This is a genomic window from Caldicellulosiruptor naganoensis (assembly GCF_026914285.1).
Lineage (GTDB): Bacteria > Bacillota > Thermoanaerobacteria > Caldicellulosiruptorales > Caldicellulosiruptoraceae > Caldicellulosiruptor > Caldicellulosiruptor naganoensis.
Window position 1 is genome coordinate 255,684 of record NZ_CP113864.1, and the last position, 19,077, is coordinate 274,760.

The 19,077-nt window shown below is 35.3% G+C and carries 14 protein-coding genes, 5 tRNA genes and 5 pseudogenes; 17 read left to right on the forward strand and 7 right to left on the reverse strand.

Annotated elements, in window-relative coordinates:
* Positions 1–49 precede the first annotated feature (49 nt).
* Complete coding sequence (locus OTJ99_RS01225) at positions 50–376, forward strand: cyclic-di-AMP receptor (RefSeq protein ID WP_045165488.1); 327 nt, start codon at positions 50–52, stop codon at positions 374–376.
* A 1-nt stretch (position 377) separates the two neighbouring features.
* Entirely contained in the window at positions 378–1,307 is a 930-nt protein-coding gene (locus OTJ99_RS01230) for an NAD(P)/FAD-dependent oxidoreductase (RefSeq protein ID WP_045165487.1), read from the forward strand.
* A gap of 95 nt (positions 1,308–1,402) precedes the next feature.
* Here the strand turns inward: OTJ99_RS01230 and OTJ99_RS01235 are convergent, their stop codons facing one another.
* Both OTJ99_RS01235 and OTJ99_RS01240 read right to left on the reverse strand, forming a co-directional pair.
* Positions 1,403–1,699, reverse strand: coding sequence for a hypothetical protein (locus OTJ99_RS01235; RefSeq protein ID WP_235374684.1), 297 nt, complete (start codon positions 1,697–1,699; stop codon positions 1,403–1,405).
* A 119-nt stretch (positions 1,700–1,818) separates the two neighbouring features.
* Positions 1,819–2,037: an FmdB family zinc ribbon protein gene (locus OTJ99_RS01240; protein ID WP_045165486.1), complete on the reverse strand. Its 219-nt coding sequence runs from the start codon at positions 2,035–2,037 to the stop codon at positions 1,819–1,821.
* A gap of 250 nt (positions 2,038–2,287) precedes the next feature.
* Here OTJ99_RS01240 and OTJ99_RS01245 point away from each other — a divergent pair, with 250 nt between their 5' ends.
* The 3 genes and pseudogenes from OTJ99_RS01245 to spoIVA all read left to right on the forward strand — a co-directional run bounded on the left by OTJ99_RS01245 (position 2,288) and on the right by spoIVA (position 4,572).
* Positions 2,288–2,650 carry an FTR1 family protein gene (locus OTJ99_RS01245; protein ID WP_268748488.1) on the forward strand — a complete coding sequence of 121 codons (363 nt, stop codon included), beginning with the start codon at positions 2,288–2,290 and terminating at the stop codon, positions 2,648–2,650.
* Between the two features lie 23 nt (positions 2,651–2,673).
* Positions 2,674–3,006 (forward strand): FTR1 family protein, encoded by a 333-nt coding sequence (locus OTJ99_RS01250; RefSeq protein ID WP_333782808.1) that lies wholly within the window; start codon positions 2,674–2,676, stop codon positions 3,004–3,006.
* Between the two features lie 89 nt (positions 3,007–3,095).
* Positions 3,096–4,572 (forward strand): annotated as a pseudogene (spoIVA, locus tag OTJ99_RS01255) (stage IV sporulation protein A).
* Between the two features lie 41 nt (positions 4,573–4,613).
* Here the strand turns inward: spoIVA and OTJ99_RS01260 are convergent.
* Both OTJ99_RS01260 and OTJ99_RS01265 read right to left on the reverse strand, forming a co-directional pair.
* The gene (locus OTJ99_RS01260) at positions 4,614–7,247 is read right to left on the reverse strand and encodes a phosphodiester glycosidase family protein (protein ID WP_045165485.1); all 2,634 of its coding nucleotides are present in this window, start codon (positions 7,245–7,247) and stop codon (positions 4,614–4,616) included.
* Positions 7,248–7,292: 45 nt separating this feature from the next.
* Positions 7,293–8,000 carry a tRNA 2-thiocytidine biosynthesis TtcA family protein gene (locus tag OTJ99_RS01265; RefSeq protein ID WP_045165484.1) on the reverse strand — a complete coding sequence of 236 codons (708 nt, stop codon included), beginning with the start codon at positions 7,998–8,000 and terminating at the stop codon, positions 7,293–7,295.
* 152 nt (positions 8,001–8,152) lie between these two features.
* Between OTJ99_RS01265 and OTJ99_RS01270 the strand changes: the two genes are divergently transcribed.
* The 7 genes and pseudogenes from OTJ99_RS01270 to OTJ99_RS01305 all read left to right on the forward strand — a co-directional run bounded on the left by OTJ99_RS01270 (position 8,153) and on the right by OTJ99_RS01305 (position 10,409).
* Positions 8,153–8,229: transfer RNA gene (locus tag OTJ99_RS01270), tRNA-Pro, on the forward strand.
* 87 nt (positions 8,230–8,316) lie between these two features.
* Positions 8,317–8,401 (forward strand) — tRNA-Tyr (locus OTJ99_RS01275).
* A 17-nt stretch (positions 8,402–8,418) separates the two neighbouring features.
* Positions 8,419–8,494: transfer RNA gene (locus OTJ99_RS01280), tRNA-Thr, on the forward strand.
* Positions 8,495–8,522: 28 nt separating this feature from the next.
* Positions 8,523–8,598, forward strand: a tRNA-Lys gene (locus OTJ99_RS01285).
* 9 nt (positions 8,599–8,607) lie between these two features.
* A tRNA-Arg gene (locus OTJ99_RS01290) sits at positions 8,608–8,684 on the forward strand.
* A gap of 177 nt (positions 8,685–8,861) precedes the next feature.
* A complete protein-coding gene (locus OTJ99_RS01295; RefSeq protein WP_045165483.1) occupies positions 8,862–9,164 on the forward strand; it encodes a hypothetical protein in 303 nt (100 codons plus the stop codon).
* Between the two features lie 55 nt (positions 9,165–9,219).
* Positions 9,220–10,409: pseudogene (locus tag OTJ99_RS01305) on the forward strand (ISL3 family transposase).
* A 216-nt stretch (positions 10,410–10,625) separates the two neighbouring features.
* Here the strand turns inward: OTJ99_RS01305 and OTJ99_RS13115 are convergent.
* Positions 10,626–10,787, reverse strand: a pseudogene (locus tag OTJ99_RS13115) (ISNCY family transposase); the annotation flags it as partial.
* Positions 10,788–11,129: 342 nt separating this feature from the next.
* Here OTJ99_RS13115 and OTJ99_RS01310 point away from each other — a divergent pair.
* From OTJ99_RS01310 to OTJ99_RS01330, 5 genes are all read left to right on the forward strand, one after another.
* Positions 11,130–12,512 carry a hypothetical protein gene (locus OTJ99_RS01310; protein ID WP_045165482.1) on the forward strand — a complete coding sequence of 461 codons (1,383 nt, stop codon included), beginning with the start codon at positions 11,130–11,132 and terminating at the stop codon, positions 12,510–12,512.
* A gap of 124 nt (positions 12,513–12,636) precedes the next feature.
* Positions 12,637–13,752: a tetratricopeptide repeat protein gene (locus OTJ99_RS01315; RefSeq protein WP_045165604.1), complete on the forward strand. Its 1,116-nt coding sequence runs from the start codon at positions 12,637–12,639 to the stop codon at positions 13,750–13,752.
* Positions 13,752–13,874, forward strand: coding sequence for a hypothetical protein (locus tag OTJ99_RS01320; RefSeq protein ID WP_268748467.1), 123 nt, complete (start codon positions 13,752–13,754; stop codon positions 13,872–13,874). The genes OTJ99_RS01315 and OTJ99_RS01320 overlap by 1 nt, the downstream gene beginning before the upstream one ends.
* Positions 13,855–14,427, forward strand: coding sequence for a hypothetical protein (locus OTJ99_RS01325; protein WP_045165607.1), 573 nt, complete (start codon positions 13,855–13,857; stop codon positions 14,425–14,427). Before OTJ99_RS01320 ends, OTJ99_RS01325 begins: the two co-directional genes overlap by 20 nt.
* A 104-nt stretch (positions 14,428–14,531) precedes the next feature.
* Complete coding sequence (locus OTJ99_RS01330) at positions 14,532–15,926, forward strand: Ig-like domain-containing protein (protein WP_052671452.1); 1,395 nt, start codon at positions 14,532–14,534, stop codon at positions 15,924–15,926.
* A gap of 211 nt (positions 15,927–16,137) precedes the next feature.
* Here OTJ99_RS01330 and OTJ99_RS01335 read toward each other — a convergent pair.
* Together OTJ99_RS01335 and OTJ99_RS01340 are read right to left on the reverse strand one after the other, a co-directional pair.
* A pseudogene (locus OTJ99_RS01335) lies at positions 16,138–17,367 on the reverse strand (IS256 family transposase).
* 301 nt (positions 17,368–17,668) lie between these two features.
* A pseudogene (locus OTJ99_RS01340) lies at positions 17,669–18,956 on the reverse strand (transposase).
* Positions 18,957–19,077: the final 121 nt, after the last annotated feature.

Genomic DNA, 19,077 nt, shown 5'->3' on the forward strand with positions numbered 1-19,077 from the left:
GTGGTAAAATAATATCATAATTGATTTTTAAAAAGGGTGAATTTAAAAAATGAAATTAGTTTTGGCCATTGTGTCAGAAGTGGATAGAAATAAACTGAACCTTGCACTTATTGAAAATAGTGTTCCTGCAACAATTATCTATTCAACAGGCGGTTTTTTGAATAGGGGCACTGTTACATTCATGATAGGTGCTGAAGATGATAGGCTTGATGATGTGATTGAGCTTATAAAAAAGAACGTGTCAGAAAGGAAAGAGGTTTCAAAATCTACTTTGCCACCTGCTTTGCAGAGCCTGTTTTTTGTAAGCAAGCAGAAGATTGAACAGGGCGGAGCGGTGATTTTTGTGCTGGACATTGAAAACTTCTTGAAAGTTTGAAATGATAGTTTTAAAATATACCCTGTATGGGTATAATAATATAGGGGTGAAGCTAAAGATGATTTATGATTGTGCGGTGATTGGAGCAGGACCGGCGGGCTTGTCTGCTGCCATAAATCTTGCTCAGACAAACAGAAGTGTTGTTGTGTTTTCAACAAAAGAAGAAGACTCAAGTATCTACAGAGCACCTGAGGTGAACAACTATCTTGGGTTTTATGGTGTAGCAGGAAAAGAGCTGTTGAGAGCATTTTATGATCATGCAAAAAAGATGGGTATTGAGATTGTGCACAGAAAGGTTATAAACTTCTACAAATCAGGTGACATTTTTACGATAAATGCAAACAATGAGTTTTATGAAGCATACTCTGTCATTTTAGCAATTGGCACACCAAAGAAAACTCTTTTAGAAAATGAAGCTGAATTTGTAGGTCGGGGAATTTCTTACTGTGCTGTTTGTGATGGGATGCTCTACAAGGGAAGAACCATCGCGGTTATTGGAGAGGCTATTGAAGCTGAAGAAGAGGCTGAGTACTTGTCTGAGCTTGCAAAAAAACTGTACTATATTCCACTTTATAAAAAGAATGAGTTTCATTTTAAAGACAATGTTGAGGTTATTTTGTCACGCCCAAGAAGTGTGTATGGGGAAGACTTTGTAAATGCGTTAGAGTTTGAAGACAGGATATTGAATGTTGATGGAATATTTATAATAAGAAAGACAATGCCAGCTGACCAGCTAATTTACGGACTTGAGTTTACAGAAGATGGGCACATAAAAGTTGACAGCAAGATGCAAACATCTATTGAAGGGCTTTTTGCAGCAGGCGATGTAGTGGGAAGGCCTTATCAGGTTGCAAAAGCTGTCGGTGAGGGTCAGATTGCCGGGCTTTCAGCCTCAACATATGTGAAGATGGTAAAAGAAAAGCAAAAGTAAAAAGGACTGATTCGGTGTTTGCCGATGAGGTCCTTTTTGATTTTTACTCCCAGTACAACAGGCTCAAAAACATATTTTCAAGCTTTGCCTGCTCTTCAAGAATACTTAGAGGTGTTATTCCAAACGGGATGGGCACAATTTCTCTTGACTCCAAAGTCCACAAAAAATGTTTTGAATTTTGGGTATTTGTCGATGTTTTGCTGCATAAACCACAGAAGGTCGCACAGGTTTTTGTAAAGCTCTGAGTTTCTTTCTCTTTCCTGCTGGAATCTATTCAAATCTACTATGAGCTCAAACACCTTTGCAATCTTGTATCTGAATTCATCTTGTGCTGTACTATTTTCAAAACTTTTACAAAAGTTCTGATAGCTTTCGCAAAATATCCTATACATTGTACCTCACCTTGAAGATTTGCAGGTTATAAAGTCTATTATACACCAGTTACTAAAAAAATAAAAACAAAAAAACAAGAGGGCAGCTTAGAATACTGCAATTTTGAGCCGCCCTCTTATTAAAACCCACAAGACCCACCACAACATCCGCTTGGGCATGAATATCCGCCACTGTCTGAACGCGAAGATGAGATTATATTAACACTTTTGAAAACTGCCTCAAGCTCATGACTGTGGCAGTTTGGACATTCAATCTCTTTGTTTTCCCTCTCTTTAATAGAAGCTCTGATATTGAACTCCTCACCGCACTCTTTGCACCTCAAATCATAAAATGGCATACCCACCACTCCTTTTATTTTGTTTGCTAAATATATTATAGCTTCTAATACAGCAAAGGTCAATATACATATTAGGGGTATAAGGTAATATTTCTTCATAAACAATCAAATTTATAAAAGGTCCACAGATAGATAGTAGAATAACAAATAATAACCAAGTATTCATATATAAATACTTGACATTAACATTAAATTGTTTTATAATTGAAAATGAAAATCAATTTCAAAAACAAAGAAAGGAGTTTTTGGTATGGTTCAGGGATTTGTAATTGCTTTTAGAGAGGTTTTTGAGATAATTCTTGTAGTTGCTGTGATGATTGGGGTTATTCAAAAGCTTAACCAAAAGGATTTGCTAAAAAGTTTGAATATTGGACTGGCATTAGGGATTGTTTTGAGTGCATTGCTTGGTATTATTGTATTTGACTTTTATGAGAGCTTGGAAGAGTCCTTTGAGGGAATTGAGATAGCATTAAAAGCTTTACTGGTGATTCTAATTACATGGTTTTTAGCTTTAGCTATTAAATATCAGAAAAGGGATTTAAACAGCAGACTTATGAAAAGGTTATTAATTTCCAAAAATATTCATATGGAATTTTTCTCCTATCTCTTGTAAATGTTCTGCGAGAAGGAGCGGAACTGGTAATATTTTCGTTGGCTTCATTTTCCAAGGATAAATCCTTAACTTTATTCTACGGGATTGGTCTGGGGATATTTGCAGCTGTACTTTTGGGCTACTTTGTGTTTAAGCTTTCTAATAGAATTAATATAAGACTCTTTTTCATTGCCACAACATTAATTTTGGTGATTGTTTCGTCTGAGGTTTTAAAAGACTTGGTTGAAGAGATTCTTAAAGAAGGGTTAAAAACTCAGAATGATGTTATTCCTACTGCTTTGAGCTTTGGATATATTTTGATATTCTTAGTCCTGATGATAAGGTCAAATATCATTTCAAAGCAGAAAACAGAATAAAGGTTAAATCTTGTAATATTTCCCCCGCAAAAAAAATATATTTTTACTGACAAGTCCATTTGAAATTGCATAGGGGGAAAGATGTTTTGATGGATGCTGATATCTACAGAGAAATAGCAAAGAGGACAAACGGTGACATTTACATTGGTGTGGTTGGACCTGTCAGAACAGGAAAGTCAACCTTCATAAAAAGATTCATGGACCTTTTTGTAATTCCCAACATTGAAGATGAGTATAAAAAAGAGAGAACAAAGGATGAACTACCGCAAAGTGCGCAGGGCAAAACCATAATAACAACAGAGCCCAAGTTTGTGCCTAATGAAGCTGTTGAAGTTTTGTTATCAAGTGGTGCACGACTTAAGGTACGTCTTGTTGACTGTGTCGGGTACCTTGTTGAAGGTGCAATGGGGCACTTAGAAGAAAACCATCCGCGCATGGTTAACAACACCGTGGTTTGAAAAACCAATCCCGTTTGAAGAGGCAGCAGAGATTGGCACTAAAAAGGTCATCCAGGACCACTCAACAATTGGAATTGTGGTTACAACAGATGGCACGATTACTGAGATACCGCGAGAAAACTACATAAAGGCAGAAGAGAGAGTGATTGAAGAATTAAAACAAATCAACAAACCATTTGTGATTGTTCTCAACACCGCAAAACCCTACTCACCCGACACACAGGAGCTCAAAAAAGATCTTGAAGAGAAGTACAAAATGCCAGTTTTAATTGTTAACTGTCTTCAGATGCAGATTGAGGATGTAAAGAGGATTTTAGAGACAGTGCTGTTTGAGTTTCCTATTGTTGAAGTAAAGATTAACATGCCCAGATGGTTTGACGAGCTGGAAGATGGGTCGTGGCTCAAAAAAGAGGTTTATGAAAAGATAAAGGACTATGCAGAAAAGCTTGACAAAATCAGAGATATAACAGACCAGCTTGAGATTTTGAAACAACATCCCCAGATTGACAGGTGTGAGGTTGTAGGAATAAATTTGGGAGAAGGGAAGAGCGAGCTTTCAATTTATTTCAAAGAAGGGCTTTTGTTCAAGATTATAGAAGAGGCAACCGGGTTTGAAATAAAAGGTGAACATCATCTTGTAAGACTTCTTTGCGCTCTTTCGCAAATAAAGAGGGAGTATGAAAAGCTAAAAGATGCGCTAAATAGCGCAAAAGAGAAGGGATACGGTATTGTTGCACCTGCTTTAGATGAGCTCAAGCTTGAAACACCCGAAATAGTAAAAAGAGGGAACAGTTTTGGTGTAAGACTCAAGGCTTCTGCACCATCTTTGCACATCATAAGAGTTGAAGTTGAGACAGAGGTGTCACCAATTGTTGGAACAGAGAAACAGAGCGAAGAACCTGTGAACTTTTTGATGAAAGAGTTTGAAGACGACCCAAAAAAGATTTGGGAGTCAAACATATTTGGAAAATTGCTTCACGAACTTGTAAAAGAAGGACTTCAAAATAAGCTTCTAAGGGTACCAGAAGAGAGCCAAGAAAAGCTCAGAGAGACTTTGCAGAGGATTATAAACGAAGGAAGTGGAGGATTTATTCTCATAATCCTTTAAAACAAAAAGGTCCAAACGCTATGTCTGGACCTTTTTGTGTTTTAATGCCCTCTTGCAAGGTAAATGTAGCCTTTCTCAACATCACATGCGAGGTTTACACTTTTTGCATTTGATTTTGCAAGCAGATTATTTGATGATGCATAGCCGATGTAAAGAGTATCGTATCTTTCTACACGGGTGTAGTCACTTGTGGTGCAGATGATCATTGAAGGTGCTTTTCTTGATTTTAAAAGCCTTATGAGTATATCCTTTTCACGTTGTCTGAGGCTTTCAAAGGGAATGTCCAAAACAACAATCAGCGGTTTTTTCTCAGCTGATAGATTTTTAATCCTGATCCACTGATAGAACGAAAAGTCCAAAATTGAACCGCTTTTGGTTCTTAAAAATACTATATTGAACTTTTCATTCTTTTCGTATGGTGGATTGTCCTTTTCAAGACTGTAGCATTTCAAATAGCTGCCAATGTTTGATTCTATTTTTTTCTTGATCTCACTTGGCAGATTTTCAAAACTCTTTGTCAGAAAGATAACAGATGTCTTTGAAAGCTTCTCATCAAACTTTGCAACATACTGGTTTATATTTTCAACAGGAGGTAAATTTACAACGTTACCTTTCAGATTGTCAATCCAGATATAACCTTGTGTTTTTTGGGGGATGATCAAAATATACACTAAAGTTTTGTAACTCTCTACATTCAAGGAATAGCTTTTGAAATTGTCGCTTTTGATCTGAGGTATTTCAACCTCTTTTTGCGTGCCATTTAGCATTTTAAAGCCAAGGTAGACTTTGACATTATTTGCGCAAATGTCAAATGAAATTTTGCTTATATTTGTAAGGTCAACAGGAGTTTTAAAATTGAGCTTAAAGCTTTTGCCTTTTGTTGATGAGACGCTGAAGTATATCTTGTTTGAATATTTTCCCTGTGTCTTGTTCTTAGATGAAAGAAACATCGAAACACCTTTTGGCCAGCTCAAGGCAAGGTAATCAAACGACCTAAGAAGCTGTAAAGTCTCACCTATTCCAACGGGTATACTGCATTTTAAATCTTTGTAAGTAAATGTTACAAAGCCTCGGAAGTTAGATTTTGCTATGAAAGTCCCATCTTTGAACTCAAAAGCAGGATTTTCTTCTGCTTGAACTTTTCTTGGGTCTATCTCTTTAAAGTGGCCAAGCTTATCTTTTATATAAAACCTTAGCTTGGCAGACTCACCGGGCAAAAGATAAAGCAGCTTTTTGCTTGTGGTCAAAATCTCTGGCTTGTACACCGAAATCCTTTTTTGTGCAAAAGCTTTCTGGTACACATCTTCATACACACAAGATATTGTAACAACACCGTCTTTGTAAGGCATAAATAAACCATCTTTTATGTCTATCTCATAAGCATCCTGGTACACCTTCAAATACACAGCATCATATGTGATTGTGTTGTAAAATCTGTCCTTTGCATATACCTTTATAGGATACTCTTCGCCTGCAAAGACCTTGTCAGGACAGTCTATATAAAATGTGGAAATTTTATCATCTCTGTATTTGTAAAAAGCTGCTATTGAATCAAAGACTTTTCTGGTCTCACCTGTGTTGTAAAAGGCTTTGAGGTTTCCATCATTGTCCTTTGCAATAAGCTGTGTAGAATACCCACCATCAAGGTTTATGGCTGTCCACACGCCAATTGACTGCAAGAACCTTGCAAGCTCACCCTGTGAAAGACCGATACTCTTCCCATTTCGCCCATCAACCGCAACAAGATAGAGGTATCGACCAATTTTGTCAATGCCAATAGCAGAGCGCGGATGCCTCCCTAGAATCTCATGAGTAAAAGTTGGTATTTTGCCGTCTTTTATCAAGAAGGTATTACCAGATGCCGCAGCTTTTATTTTCTCAAGTGGAATGGAAAGGTCTATCTTTAGACTTACTTTGTCGCCCACTTTGAAGTTTGCTTTCAGGTTTTTTGCATAGTTTCCTGTTGCAGCCAAAAGATATTCATCTTTATCTAAGGCCACAGCTGGAGCTTCTTCTCTGATATCTTTGATGATGCCATCTTTTATGATGAGTTCCACAATTCCCTTGTATTTGTTTCCGATGGTTTTTCGAACATAGTCGCCTGTGAACAAAATAGGGTATGTCAAATCGCCTGTGAACTTGTTTATATGTGCAATCTTGAATTCATAGCCAGAATCCACATTTACAAGCTTGTATGAAAGACCATTTATATAGTCAAAAAGAATTTCATTCGAGTTTGTGGACACAAAGGCCGGGAAGGTATTTTGCTTGCTATTTGGCGAAGACAGAATCTTGCCACCTGACACAGAAATTCCAATTGGCCAGATTTTATTGTAGTCTGTCTTGGTGTTTGTGTAAAAGAAGTTTGCGTTTATTGCAGCAACAGGGTTTTTGTCGATTTGGTTGTAGACCATATTATAGACAAAATCACCGGTGTTTGCAACGCTGGCTCTCAGCACGTCAAAGTCAAACCCGCCATCTATAAGGTCAAGCTTTATGCAGTTTATATCCACAAATCCCTCATCTGTCAAAAGTTCATACTTTTCATAGTACGTGCGAGGAGCAATCTGCTGTGTTGTTTTAAATCTCAAGATTTCTGTGTACGGCTTTGCAAATGCTGATAGAACGAGAGACAAAATTGTCGCACATGAGACAAAGCTTAAAAACCTTTTCATCTTCACGCTTGCCTCCAGTCTTTTGTCATGGAAAATTGCAAAAGTTTAGTCTTTCAACCCCCATATGTTTCTCTTTATAGCATTGAAGACCAAATCTTTGGTTGCAGGGTGAAATTGTTTTAAGCTTTTTACAAACTCTTTCATTCTTTGCCTGTTAGTTTTTCCATTTGCAGGGCATGGGTTTGTTATTACAGGAAGATCGAGCTTTTTTGCAGCAGATCTCAAGTCATGCTCTTTCAAATAAATCATGGGTCGAATTATTGTTACCTGGGTTCTGTCAAGGTATGTCTTTGGCGAAAAACAGTATATTCTTCCTTCAAAAAATAGGCTCAGGAAAAATGTTTCAACCACGTCATCTAAGTGATGTCCGAGCGCAACCTTGTTACAACCAAGACTTTTTGCAGTGGAGTTAAGTATTCCACGGCGAAGGTTTGCACAAAGCGAGCAAGGGTTTTCTTCCTTTCTGATGTCAAACACAATCTGTTTTATTTGCGATGGCACAAGATGAAATTCAACATCTATTTTATCACAAAATTCTTTGATTGGCAAAAAATCCATTCCTTCAAATCCCATGTCGATTGTGATAGCAACAACATCAAACTTTTTGGGGTAAAATCTTCTCATAAAGCTCAAAGTGTAGAGCATGGTAAGGCTATCTTTTCCGGCAGACACACCAACCGCAACTTTATCGCCATCTTCTATCATCTCAAAATCTTCTACCGCTTTTCTGACTCTGCTAAAGATATGCTGCATTTTCTATATTCCCCCAAATACTATTATTTTGATTTACATTGTAGGCATTATTAATTATACCATGCATAACAGAGAACAAAGAAGTTAAAAATTTCCTGTGTTTAACCTCTTGACGAAAACAAAAAATGATGTTATCATATATATGCTGATGGCGGGGTGTAGCTCAGCTTGGTAGAGCACGTGGTTTGGGACCATGGGGCCGGAGGTTCAAGTCCTCTCACCCCGACCATGAGAAGTAAATGGGTATTGACAAGAAAAAGTAGTGTGTGCTAAAATACAAAAGCGTCGGCTTTGAAGTTGTTTGGAAGTTAAAGATGGAGGGGTACCCAAGTGGTCAAAGGGGGCAGACTGTAAATCTGTTGCCGCAGGCTTCGTTGGTTCGAATCCAACCCCCTCCACCATCATGAGAAAAAATGGTGCTGGCGTAGCTCAATCGGTAGAGCAGCCGACTTGTAATCGGCAGGTTGCGGGTTCGAGTCCCATCGCCAGCTCCATTTAATTTAATAAAGCTAAATAACAGGTGCGCCATTAGCTCAGTTGGTAGAGCAGCTGACTCTTAATCAGCGGGTCTGGGGTTCGAGTCCCTAATGGCGCACCATTTAAATGCGCGCCCATAGCTCAGCTGGATAGAGCAACGGACTTCTAATCCGTAGGTCAGGGGTTCGAATCCTCTTGGGCGCGCCATTTGTTTTTGAGGCTGTATTTTCAAGGGTTACAGGATTGAAACAAAAATTGGAAATGATATCTTAAATAGCAAATCCGATGGAAAATTTAAATCAACGGACTTAAACATTACTATTGGACTAAAAAATGGCAAGCCATAGCCACCAATCGCAAAAAAATGCGAGAGGTGGTTTTATTATGCCAAAAAGAAGCATTGTTAAACTGGATTGGCAAGAAGCAATGCAGCAGTTTTTGTTTTACAAGCGTGCTGAAGGGAGAAGCGAAAGAACGCTTAGCGACTATAAATACCACATAACACACTTTTTTGACCTTTACCCTAACTGTTTTCATGACGAACAGCAACTCAAAAAATGTTTGTATGAATATCTTTCCCAGCCTATCAAACCAGCAACATACAATTTGAGGTGGCTCTATAATAAATATTGGGGTGGTAAGAAAAGAAAAAATATAGCACTTATTCTGAATGCCTGCTATAATTAAAATTGTTTTTAGGTATAAAAAAAAACACACAAAAGAAAGGAGGCATCCAGAATAAGTGCTTAATCATAATTATATCACAGAACTTTTGAAATCAAAAGATATCATTCTCCACCAAGTAGTAGAAAGCGAAAATGAAGTAGAACTCCATATAAGTCAGGCGCAAAAACCTCACAAGTGTCCTAAATGTGGCAGTATCACAAGCAAGATACATGATTATCGTGTCCAAAGAGTAAAGGACATACCAATAATGGGTAAGAGAACATATTTAGTTTTAAGGAAGCGGAGATATGTTTGCAAAGAATGTGGAAAGAAATTTTTTGAACACATAAATTTTTTGGGCAAGCGTCAAAGAATGACAAATAGATTAGCAGCATACATTATAAGTCAGCTTAAGTAGCTTGAGCAGTATGAAAGAGGTAGCAAGACAGACAAATGTATCAGTTACCACAGTTATGAGGTTATTTGACAATGTAAATCCTACCAGGAAGATAGAGGATTTTTCTTCTGAGGCGATATGCATAGATGAATTCAAAGGAAATGCAGGTGGAGCTAAATATCAGTGTATAATTGTAGACCCTGTGAAAAAACAGATAGTAGAAATTTTAAGAGACAGAAGACAAGATGTTTTGATTGAATATTTTAAGAGATTGAAGGATAGGGATAGAGTAAAGTATTTTGTATGTGATATGTGGAGACAATTTGTGGAGACAGCAAAAATATATTTTAAAAACGCGAAAATAGTAATAGACAAATTTCATTTTACAAGATATGTTTATTGGGCATTAGAAAATGTAAGGAAAAGAGTACAAAAGGAATTAGAAGATAATTTAAGGAAGTATTTTAAGAGAAGCAGGAAATTATTGTTAAAGTCTTATGAAGAACTTGCAGCAGAGCAAAGAGAAGAGTTAGAAGTGATGTTTTGGTACAGTAGAGATTTAAGGAAAGCGCATAGACTCAAGGAAGAATTCAGGAAAGTTTTAGAAAGCAGTAATTCAGCAGAAGCAAAAGTTGAATTAAAAAAGTGGATAGAGGCGGCAGAGAGAAGTGGTCTTTGTGAATTTTGCAGATGCATAAAGGTTTTTAGGAACTGGTTTTCAGAGATAGTAAATTCTTTTGATGTTCCATATACAAATAGTGTAACAGAAGGTTTTAACAATAAGATAAAAGTTTTAAAGAGAAATGCATATGGGTATAGAAATTTTGAGAGATTTAGAAAGAGGATATTATATAGTTTGTGGTAGTTAGGATAAAGTAAAGAGAATAATTAAAACTCGCAAAAGTAGCGGGTAAAGGTAGGATTGAGTTTTTAAAATCGCTTACCTGTAATAGGCATATATTACAATTAATGCTTGGTTGATAAAACTGAAAAAGGTGGGCATTCAGAATACCCACCCCAACTCTTGACAAAGAGCCATTTATTTTAGGTTGTTGAATAAAAAATATTAACAATTATACATGTAATCTGCTACAATCGTATCCTCCATCTGCTAATACAATCTCACAGCCAAAGCCCCATGCCCTATACAAAAGTTCTTCTTGTTTTCAAGTCATGTTCATTTCCTCTGTTAAAATCCAAAAAAGCGGTATCACTTCTTCTTTGGCTGTACGCAAAAAATGTAATTTTTTTGAAATAATTAGCTTAAAAATTTTTATTTTGTGCTTTAATGCTCATAAGTATATTTTTTTCTATTGTGTTTTATTAGATTTTTCCTAAATTAGAACTAAATATAAAAACTTTCTTGTTACTATGTTTACTCTATATGGCTATTTCTGTTATTCAACAACCTCATCAGTAATTTTAAAACATTACAAACCATTTAATTAGTTTTCGTCTTAACTTCCGTTTATATTTTGCATATTAAACAAATTTAGTAACAAATATATGAAAAAATTCATCAATATTATATATTGTTTTTTTTTTTGGGATATAATCAAACAAAAATTGAGAAACGAGGAGTGAGGGGTATGAGTAGTAAAATTATTACGAATTATAACCTGATTAAGAATACTCACAACAATATTAAGGTCAATAGTTCCAATCATAGTGTTTCTGCACGATTGCTTTCAACAGGTTGGATTGTGCCTAATAAACCTTCTGTGCAGTCTACTGCTGCATACAAAGTTACACTTTCAAACACTTCTTTGCAAAAAGCTTCTACCAGCAGTAAAACTCATGGTTCGAATACACGAAATAGTGGAGGGATTTTGGGTATTTTTTCAAATATCAAAAAAGATATTAGTGACACTGCAAAAAGTATTCAGAACAAAGTCAACAATTTTGTAAAATCTACAGTTTCAAATTTGAATAACACAGTTAAAACAGTAGAGCACAAAATTTCTTCAGTAGTAAAATCAACTGGGAAAAAATTAGAGACCGTTGCAAAGGATATTAAAGAAGGTTTGAAAAAAGCTGTAGATGTTACAACAACAAATAGTATTTCTGTTGTAGGGAATAAAACTATAAAAGAGAAAAAAATAACCTTGAATGTAGCAGGCAACAAAATGTATCTAAAATTTACATCTTCAGTAAGTGGAGAAGTAGGAGTTGAGAAGACTTCACAGTACAAAGCAAATACAAAGAAGGCTTCTGGTGTTGTTGAGCACAGCAATTCTGGTAAATTGAATTTGGAATTAGAGAAGAGAAAAATTAGCAAGAGTTTTGAGACTATCACGAGTACGAAAGTTAATGATAAAACTGAAATTGCAGGTAATGTAACAGTTAACAAAAGGGGTGCTGAGGTTGCAGGTGGAACAAAACTGGTGCTTTTGAAGACACATAATCAGGAAGTTAATGTAACAGTTGGGGGAGCAGTAAAGGACAATAGAAAAGCTGAAATAAATTTAGCTAAGGTAACTCATTCTTTATCAACAGGTAAGATAACTTCCGAAAAAAGCGTAGGGTTAAGCATTGATGAGAAAAGTTTTAATAAGATAAAGACCACTATGCAGGGTGTATGGCTCGCAGTACCAAATGCTACAAAGTTTAAGATAGGAGTTGCTGTTGGAGTTTTCAAAGGGGCTGTAAATACTGCAAAGAGTTTAGTTGATGTTGTAACTCATCCAAAACAGATTGTAGAAGGGGTAGAAGTGGTAGTTAAACATCCTCAGGCAGCATTAAAATATGTAGAGCAATCTGTTGCTAAGGCAAAGAAAGAATTTGTAAATGGTGATGCTTACAAAAAAGGAGAAATGATAGGGAAAGCACTGTTTGAAGTAGGGGTTAGTATAGCAGGTACCAAAGGATTAGATAAGTTAGCAAAGGCAGCCAAAGTATCTGGTAATTTAGGAAAACTTAAAAAAGTATTTGATGTTACGACAAAAGTGGCAAAACCAGCTTTTGGTCATTAAATCTTTGCACACAGAGCTTTGCAAAGAGCTCTGTGTGCTTTGTATTGAAGAGAGTAATTGCTTTTTGATAAAATATACCCGGTAAAAAAGTTTGTAGTAAGAAGGGGAATGAGAGTTGAAAAGGATGAGGAAAAGCAGGAAGTGGCTGATAATTGGATTGATAGGTTTAATACTGGTTTATTTTGGTTTTAGATTTTTTTCAAACAGATATATCATTGTAGATGACAAAGTTATAATGAACACTTTGTCAATAGATGATACACATGATGTAATAACAAGCATGCAAGATAGAGGGGAGTATAATAACGCTGCAGCTCTTGCCAAATGGATTGTTAAAAATGCTAAAACTTCTGATGAGAAAATAAACGGTTATTATCGACTTGTGGAGATAGCTTACCAGATTGATAATCCGATGATGGAGGAGTATTATGCAGACCTTGCTTTGAAGAGTATAGATAATAAAACATCAAGGTTAAAGAGAAAAATGGCATATTATGCAAAAGCTATTGCTGTTGTTGAGAGGAGTTGGGAACTTGGGGAAATAGAAAGAATGGGGGAAGCTGTCAGCTGGTTAGAAAAATCCTTAATGATAAATGACTCTACGAATCCGAGAGACATGTGGTATTTTAATATCCTAACATACTATAGTCTTGCAGCGATATATTTAGAGGCATATGGAAATCATAAGAAAGCACTTGAATACATAGAAAAGTTCTTGGAACTTTATAAGGAAGATAATGAAAATAAATTTTTAAACAGATATATTGAGCTATTATCATATTCAGGGGATTGCTATTATGAATTAGGTATGAAGGATAAATTAAGAGAAGTATACGGCATCTGGAAAAAGAATTATCCAAAATACAAAGATTATTTTAAAAATTATAAGTTTCAATTAAAAATGTTAGAATTTCTTAACAAACTAATTGATGGCAAATATAAAGAGGCAGAAGAGATTATGAAGAAAGAAGATCCAGAGTATTTAGGGATTTACTATTATCGAAAGGTAGGAGATATTGAAAAAGGCAAGAAAGCGTTGATAGGTTTTGGGAAGAGTAATATACAACTTTATCCATTTCCATTTTTTCAGAGGTGGGTAAAAGAATTTAAACTAAGTGAGGAAGAGAAGAAAGAACTTGAGGTTATGTGGAAAAGATGGGTTGAGGAAAACAGAAAGAAGTGTATGACTACAAATGTACTTAGAAGTGATAAAGAGATAGCAAAGAGGGGTTGGAAATAATGAGGTACAGGTTTGAATGCACATTTTTAGAAGCAGAGAGAGTTTATTTAGAAATCATATCAGAGAAGACAGGGAAAAAATATATTCCGATGACAAGAGGAGATGATAGTTTTGTGTTGTGAGCTGGATTTGAATCCTTCTGATATTTATAGATACATTTTTGTAATTGACGACAATATAAGGCTGATAGACTGGGCAGCACCGTTTACACTGCCAACAGAAGACGGGCAGATATTTTCCTGCATAGCTATAAATGCCAGCGGAGAAATCTTAACATATGATTTTGAACCAAGTATATATGTTAAAGACTTTGGCTTTTGCAGTGATACAGTTGAAAGTGGGGAGTTAATTTATAAAAGAGCTTTTTCAAGGAGAGACGAGAAGGTATGTGTGAGGATTGAATATAAAGATGTTTTGGGTTTTCATCAAAGCAGTATACTTTGGTATAAGCCTAATGGGGAATTTTTTGTTCAAAGCAGTGGTATTGTTTGGAGCGATGATGAGAGAATGGACAACATAACTGAGTGGCATTACATACAGATAAGCGATGAAATGCCTACAGGTAAGTGGAAAGTAAAGTTTTTTATTGATGGATTGTACATCTTGGAAGACTATTTTGTGATAACTCCAGGTGTATATGGCGTAGAATCAGGTATATTAAAAACAAACGTATAAAGCCAAAAAGTAGTCTTTACCAACGTATTACAGACAACATAGCTCAAATAGTGGAGTAATAAGAAGGCATTACTACAAACTTTTATGTGGAGGTGTATGACATAATGAAGGAAATAATTAGAAAAGTAATTATTGTTATTTGTTTTCTGAGCATTATATCAGGTTTTCAGTTTGTTTTATCAGCTCAAACCAAAACTAAAATTGTGAAAATTGATAATTTAAACATTATAGTAAAAGTTGGAGACAGTTTTACCTTGCCAAGCAAAGTCAAGGCTACCCTTTCTGACAAGAAAGTAGTTTATGTTCCTGTAAAATGGACTCCTAATAGAGTATCTACTCAAAATGTAGGCAGATTTGTATTTAAAGGCAAGGTTCAAAATTATAAGAAAGATGTTATATTAACACTCAATGTAAGGTATTGGACCTTAGATGAGCTCAAGAAAGAAAAGAACAAGGTTGTTGTTTTAAAAGGTTATAACAAAGAAGGTAAGGTTTTTACATATTGTGGTATTTTGCTATCACCTGATGGGAAGATATTAACAACTTATACTGCTATCGATTATCTTCAGAAAGCGGAAGTATATATTGGAAATCAGAGATATGAAGTTGAAAAGGTTATAGACTATGATGTTTCAAAGGATATAGCGATTTTAAAATTGAAAGGGGCTAAGAATCTGCCATATGTAAAAATAGGCGACTCAACTAAGGTCAAACCAGGTGATAGAGTGGTAGTAATTAGCACATCAGCTATTTATACAAATGTGTTTGTTTCTGAATATGATAAAGATAACGGGGTATTTGTTCTTGGTGGAGAGGCTATTAAGAAGGACGATACAGGGATGGCAGCTTTTAATTTCAGGGGCGAGGTTATTGGTATTGGATTTACAGGGTATTATAATGAGAATCCTAATAAGAAATATTTGATGGTGATTCCTTCTGAGAAAATAAAATCTCTTAAAGGTAATAAGAATTTAAGTTTATCACAGCTTTTTAGACGGGAACATGTAATAGAGGGAAAAGATTTTTATTACGAAGGTGAGATAAAGGACGGTATGAGACATGGCTATGGCTACTGCAAGTGGAGCAATGGAGATGAGTATATAGGTGATTGGAAAAATGATACAATGGATGGATATGGAGAATATTACAGCGCAAATGGAGATGTTTATAAAGGCGATTTCAAAAATGGCATGTTTGATGGCAGAGGGACGTGCACTTTTGCAAACGGAGATAAGTATGAGGGAGAATGGAAGAATGACAAGATAAATGGGAAAGGCACATATATATGGGCAAATGGTGATAAGTACGAAGGTGAGTGGAAAAACGGAGTCAAAGAGGGATATGGAATATACACATGGGCTGATGGGGATAGATATGAAGGTGAGTGGAAAAACGATAAAATGAATGGAACTGGGACAATGTATAAAGCAACAGGTGAGGTAATTAAGGGTATTTGGAAAGATGGTGAATTGATCCAAAAATTAGAGGATAATTTTTAAAAGGGTCTGTAAATAATTTTGTGTATTTAAATTCAGGATAATCTTGTCTACCTTCTATTTTTTAGTATTACCATTTTAAAAATTTTTATGCATAAATTTTTTAAAAGCTGGACAAAATTTAATAGTGGAATATATTGCTCTGATTTTTCTGGTTCTAATTTGTTTTAGATTGCTTCCATGAAAGCAATCTAAAGCGAACTGAGGTTTGTTATTAATTTATATATCCACTTAAACGTTCTGGATACATTATCAAAAGCTGATTTAATATTATATCCCAATTTCTGTACCTCTGTGTCCACTTTCTTACAACATTTTTTGTTGCAAGATAGAGCATTTTCTCTAACGCTGTATCGTTTGGAAATACTGATTTTGCCTTTGTCACTTTTCTAAATTGTCTATAAACTCCTTATATGATGTTTGTTGTATAAATTATCTTCCTTATTCTGCCGGGGGAAACTTAAAAAACGAAGTCAGTAGCTTCCAGTTGCTTTCCCAGCTCCTGAACGCATAAGGATACTGTTTCCCCCCATTTTTCATTTACATGATAAAAATTTTCCAGTGCTTCTTCTTCATTAGTTGCCTGATATACTTTTTTAAAATCCTTTGAAAATTCTTTTATATGCTTGTATGAAACATATTTGAACGAATTGACTTGGCTGATGGATAATACACCTTTGAATATCGCTTTTCGGGAACACTGCTTCTATTGCTTCCTTTAAACCTGTCAACCCATCAACACAAAACAGTAATACCTCTTCTACTCCTCTTGTTTTCAAGTCATTCAAAACACCCAACCAGAATTTAGAGCTTTCACTTTCTCCAATCCATATTCCTAAAACATCCTTATATCCTTCAATGTTAATACCCAAAACAACATAGGCAGCTTTATTCACAATTTTTACCCTCGTCTTTTATCTTGTAATGAATCGCGTCCCTGAAAATAAACGGATATATCTTTTCCAATGGTCTATTTTGCCATTATCTTATTCTGCTGAATAATTTTCTCTGTAATTTTGCTAACCATTTCAGCAGGTATTTCGATACCATAAATATCTTTTATTTGCACATGAATGTCTCGAGTTGCTATTGCTCTTGAATACATGGCTATGATTTTGTCTTCAATCTCTGAAATATCTCTTTTGTACTTAGGAATTATCTTGGGTTCAAATTCATCTTCTCTATCCCTTGGAATATCAAGCTCCATTTCACCAAACTTGGTTTTGACAGTTTTTTGACTATAACCATTTTGCGAATTTGTTGTCTGCTTGTTTTTGATATCATATTTTTCGTACCCTAAACTTTCCTCAATTTCTGCTTCTAGAAAACTTTGGAGTAAGTCTTTGAATAGATCCTTCAAACTCTCATAAATGTCACTTACACCGTGGATGTTATTTTTCCTTATGAACACAAGCAATTGTTCTTTTGTTAAAACATTTTCCATAACAAAAACCTCCCTCTTGGATATTTTTGTTTATATTCTGATTCTTTAGCCGTTTGCAAAATGAATAGATGTACAAACCATAAAATAGGAATACAGGAATAAAAGTCAAGAGGCTGCATAGGTAAATTGTGCTATTTACACACAATAACAACATTATCAGCAACGTATGTGATTATAAATTTATTACCAAATAATTCAAAAGCCAAAAAAGGTAAAATTATATCAAACCCTTTAAAAAGGGTTTTTAGTGTGGGCAATTTGTAGAGGATTAAAAATGCATTTTTTAGAGTTAAGAAAAATCTCAGGCAATAAGTTTTTTAAGTTTTTGAAGTTTTTTGTAAGAGATATTTTGGTGATGTTTTAGTATGGCATAAGAGAGAATAAAGAGTAAAAGCATACAAATAGCAGAGAGTAAGAAGTCAGAAAAAAGTGAAATATGGTCATATGAGAAAATGGTATCATGACCGAGAAAAGACTTTAGATTAAAAATAGTTTGCTCGATAGTAACTCTGGATTTGTAAAGTTGATAAAACTGGTCAGAATTTCTATCGATACCTGGATAATACCGCAGGTTGGCATCCGGGTATGTATAGAACATCCTACCTGACTTAGAAGTAGTACAAGGATGTGGGCAGGTGCAAAAGCGTTTATTGTCTTTAATCTGAGAGCAAGGACAGCGCAATTTAATTCTTGGGGAGCGATTTTTACCATTACAAAGACCTTCGTAGATAAAAGGTTTATTTAGTTTATTACAGAAGGGTATACCGTTTTGTGAGATAGTGATGTTAGGGTCAGAGGTAGGAGTATATGAAATTTGGTTAGAATTTCTGGGGTTAATAGGGATTATGACTTTAGAGAAATTGAAATCTTTGATGAGAGAAGAATAGACCATGTAAGAGTCAAGAGCACTGTCGGCGAGAAAGGTTGAAAACTGATTGAATTGGAAATTGTGGTTTAGGTTAATCAAAGCGGGAATAAGAGCTTTTGAATCAGAGATAGCTTTAGAAAAAGCAGGGTCTTGAGGGTCATCAGAAGAAGGGCAGAAGGCAGGAGTGATTACAAGAGGTAAACCAAATCCATTAGTGATGATAGCGAATTTGTATCCATAGCAGAAATGACCATTAGCGAACATACGAGTGATATAAGGTAAAGCAGAAGCAGATTTGGGGAGGTTTGAGTATGTGAGATAATACACAGCAGAGGAAGTAAGGTTAGGATTTTGAGATTTAGTTTTTCTGAGCGAAAGATTTTTCTAAATCTTGAGAATGTAGAGATAGAGAGTATAGTATCGAAGTTGCAGAAAGATTTGAGCTGGTAAGAGTTGAGCAAGACAGCACGGAGTTGAGTTAAGGAGAGAATTTGAAGATTTTTTGGATGAAGAAAGCACATAACATAGATTGCAAAGAGAAGCATCTATGTTTACCGAAGTATTTATAGTAGGCTTTAAAGAAGGATTGAGGGATGAGGCTATTGGTATTGATGTATTTATTGAAGAAGCCAAGAAGGTTATGAGGGTTATTGAGAGCGAGGTTTTTAACGTCCTCATAAAGTTCTAAAAAAGAGAGTTGTTTATTATGATTTTTAAACATTTTATTCTCCTCCTTATAGAAAAAATGGTGAGGAAATAAGAATTGAGGCGAATAGAGGTTTTCTATATAAATATCTCAGACCAGGAAAAATACACTAAAAAATTCAAGATAGAAATTAAAC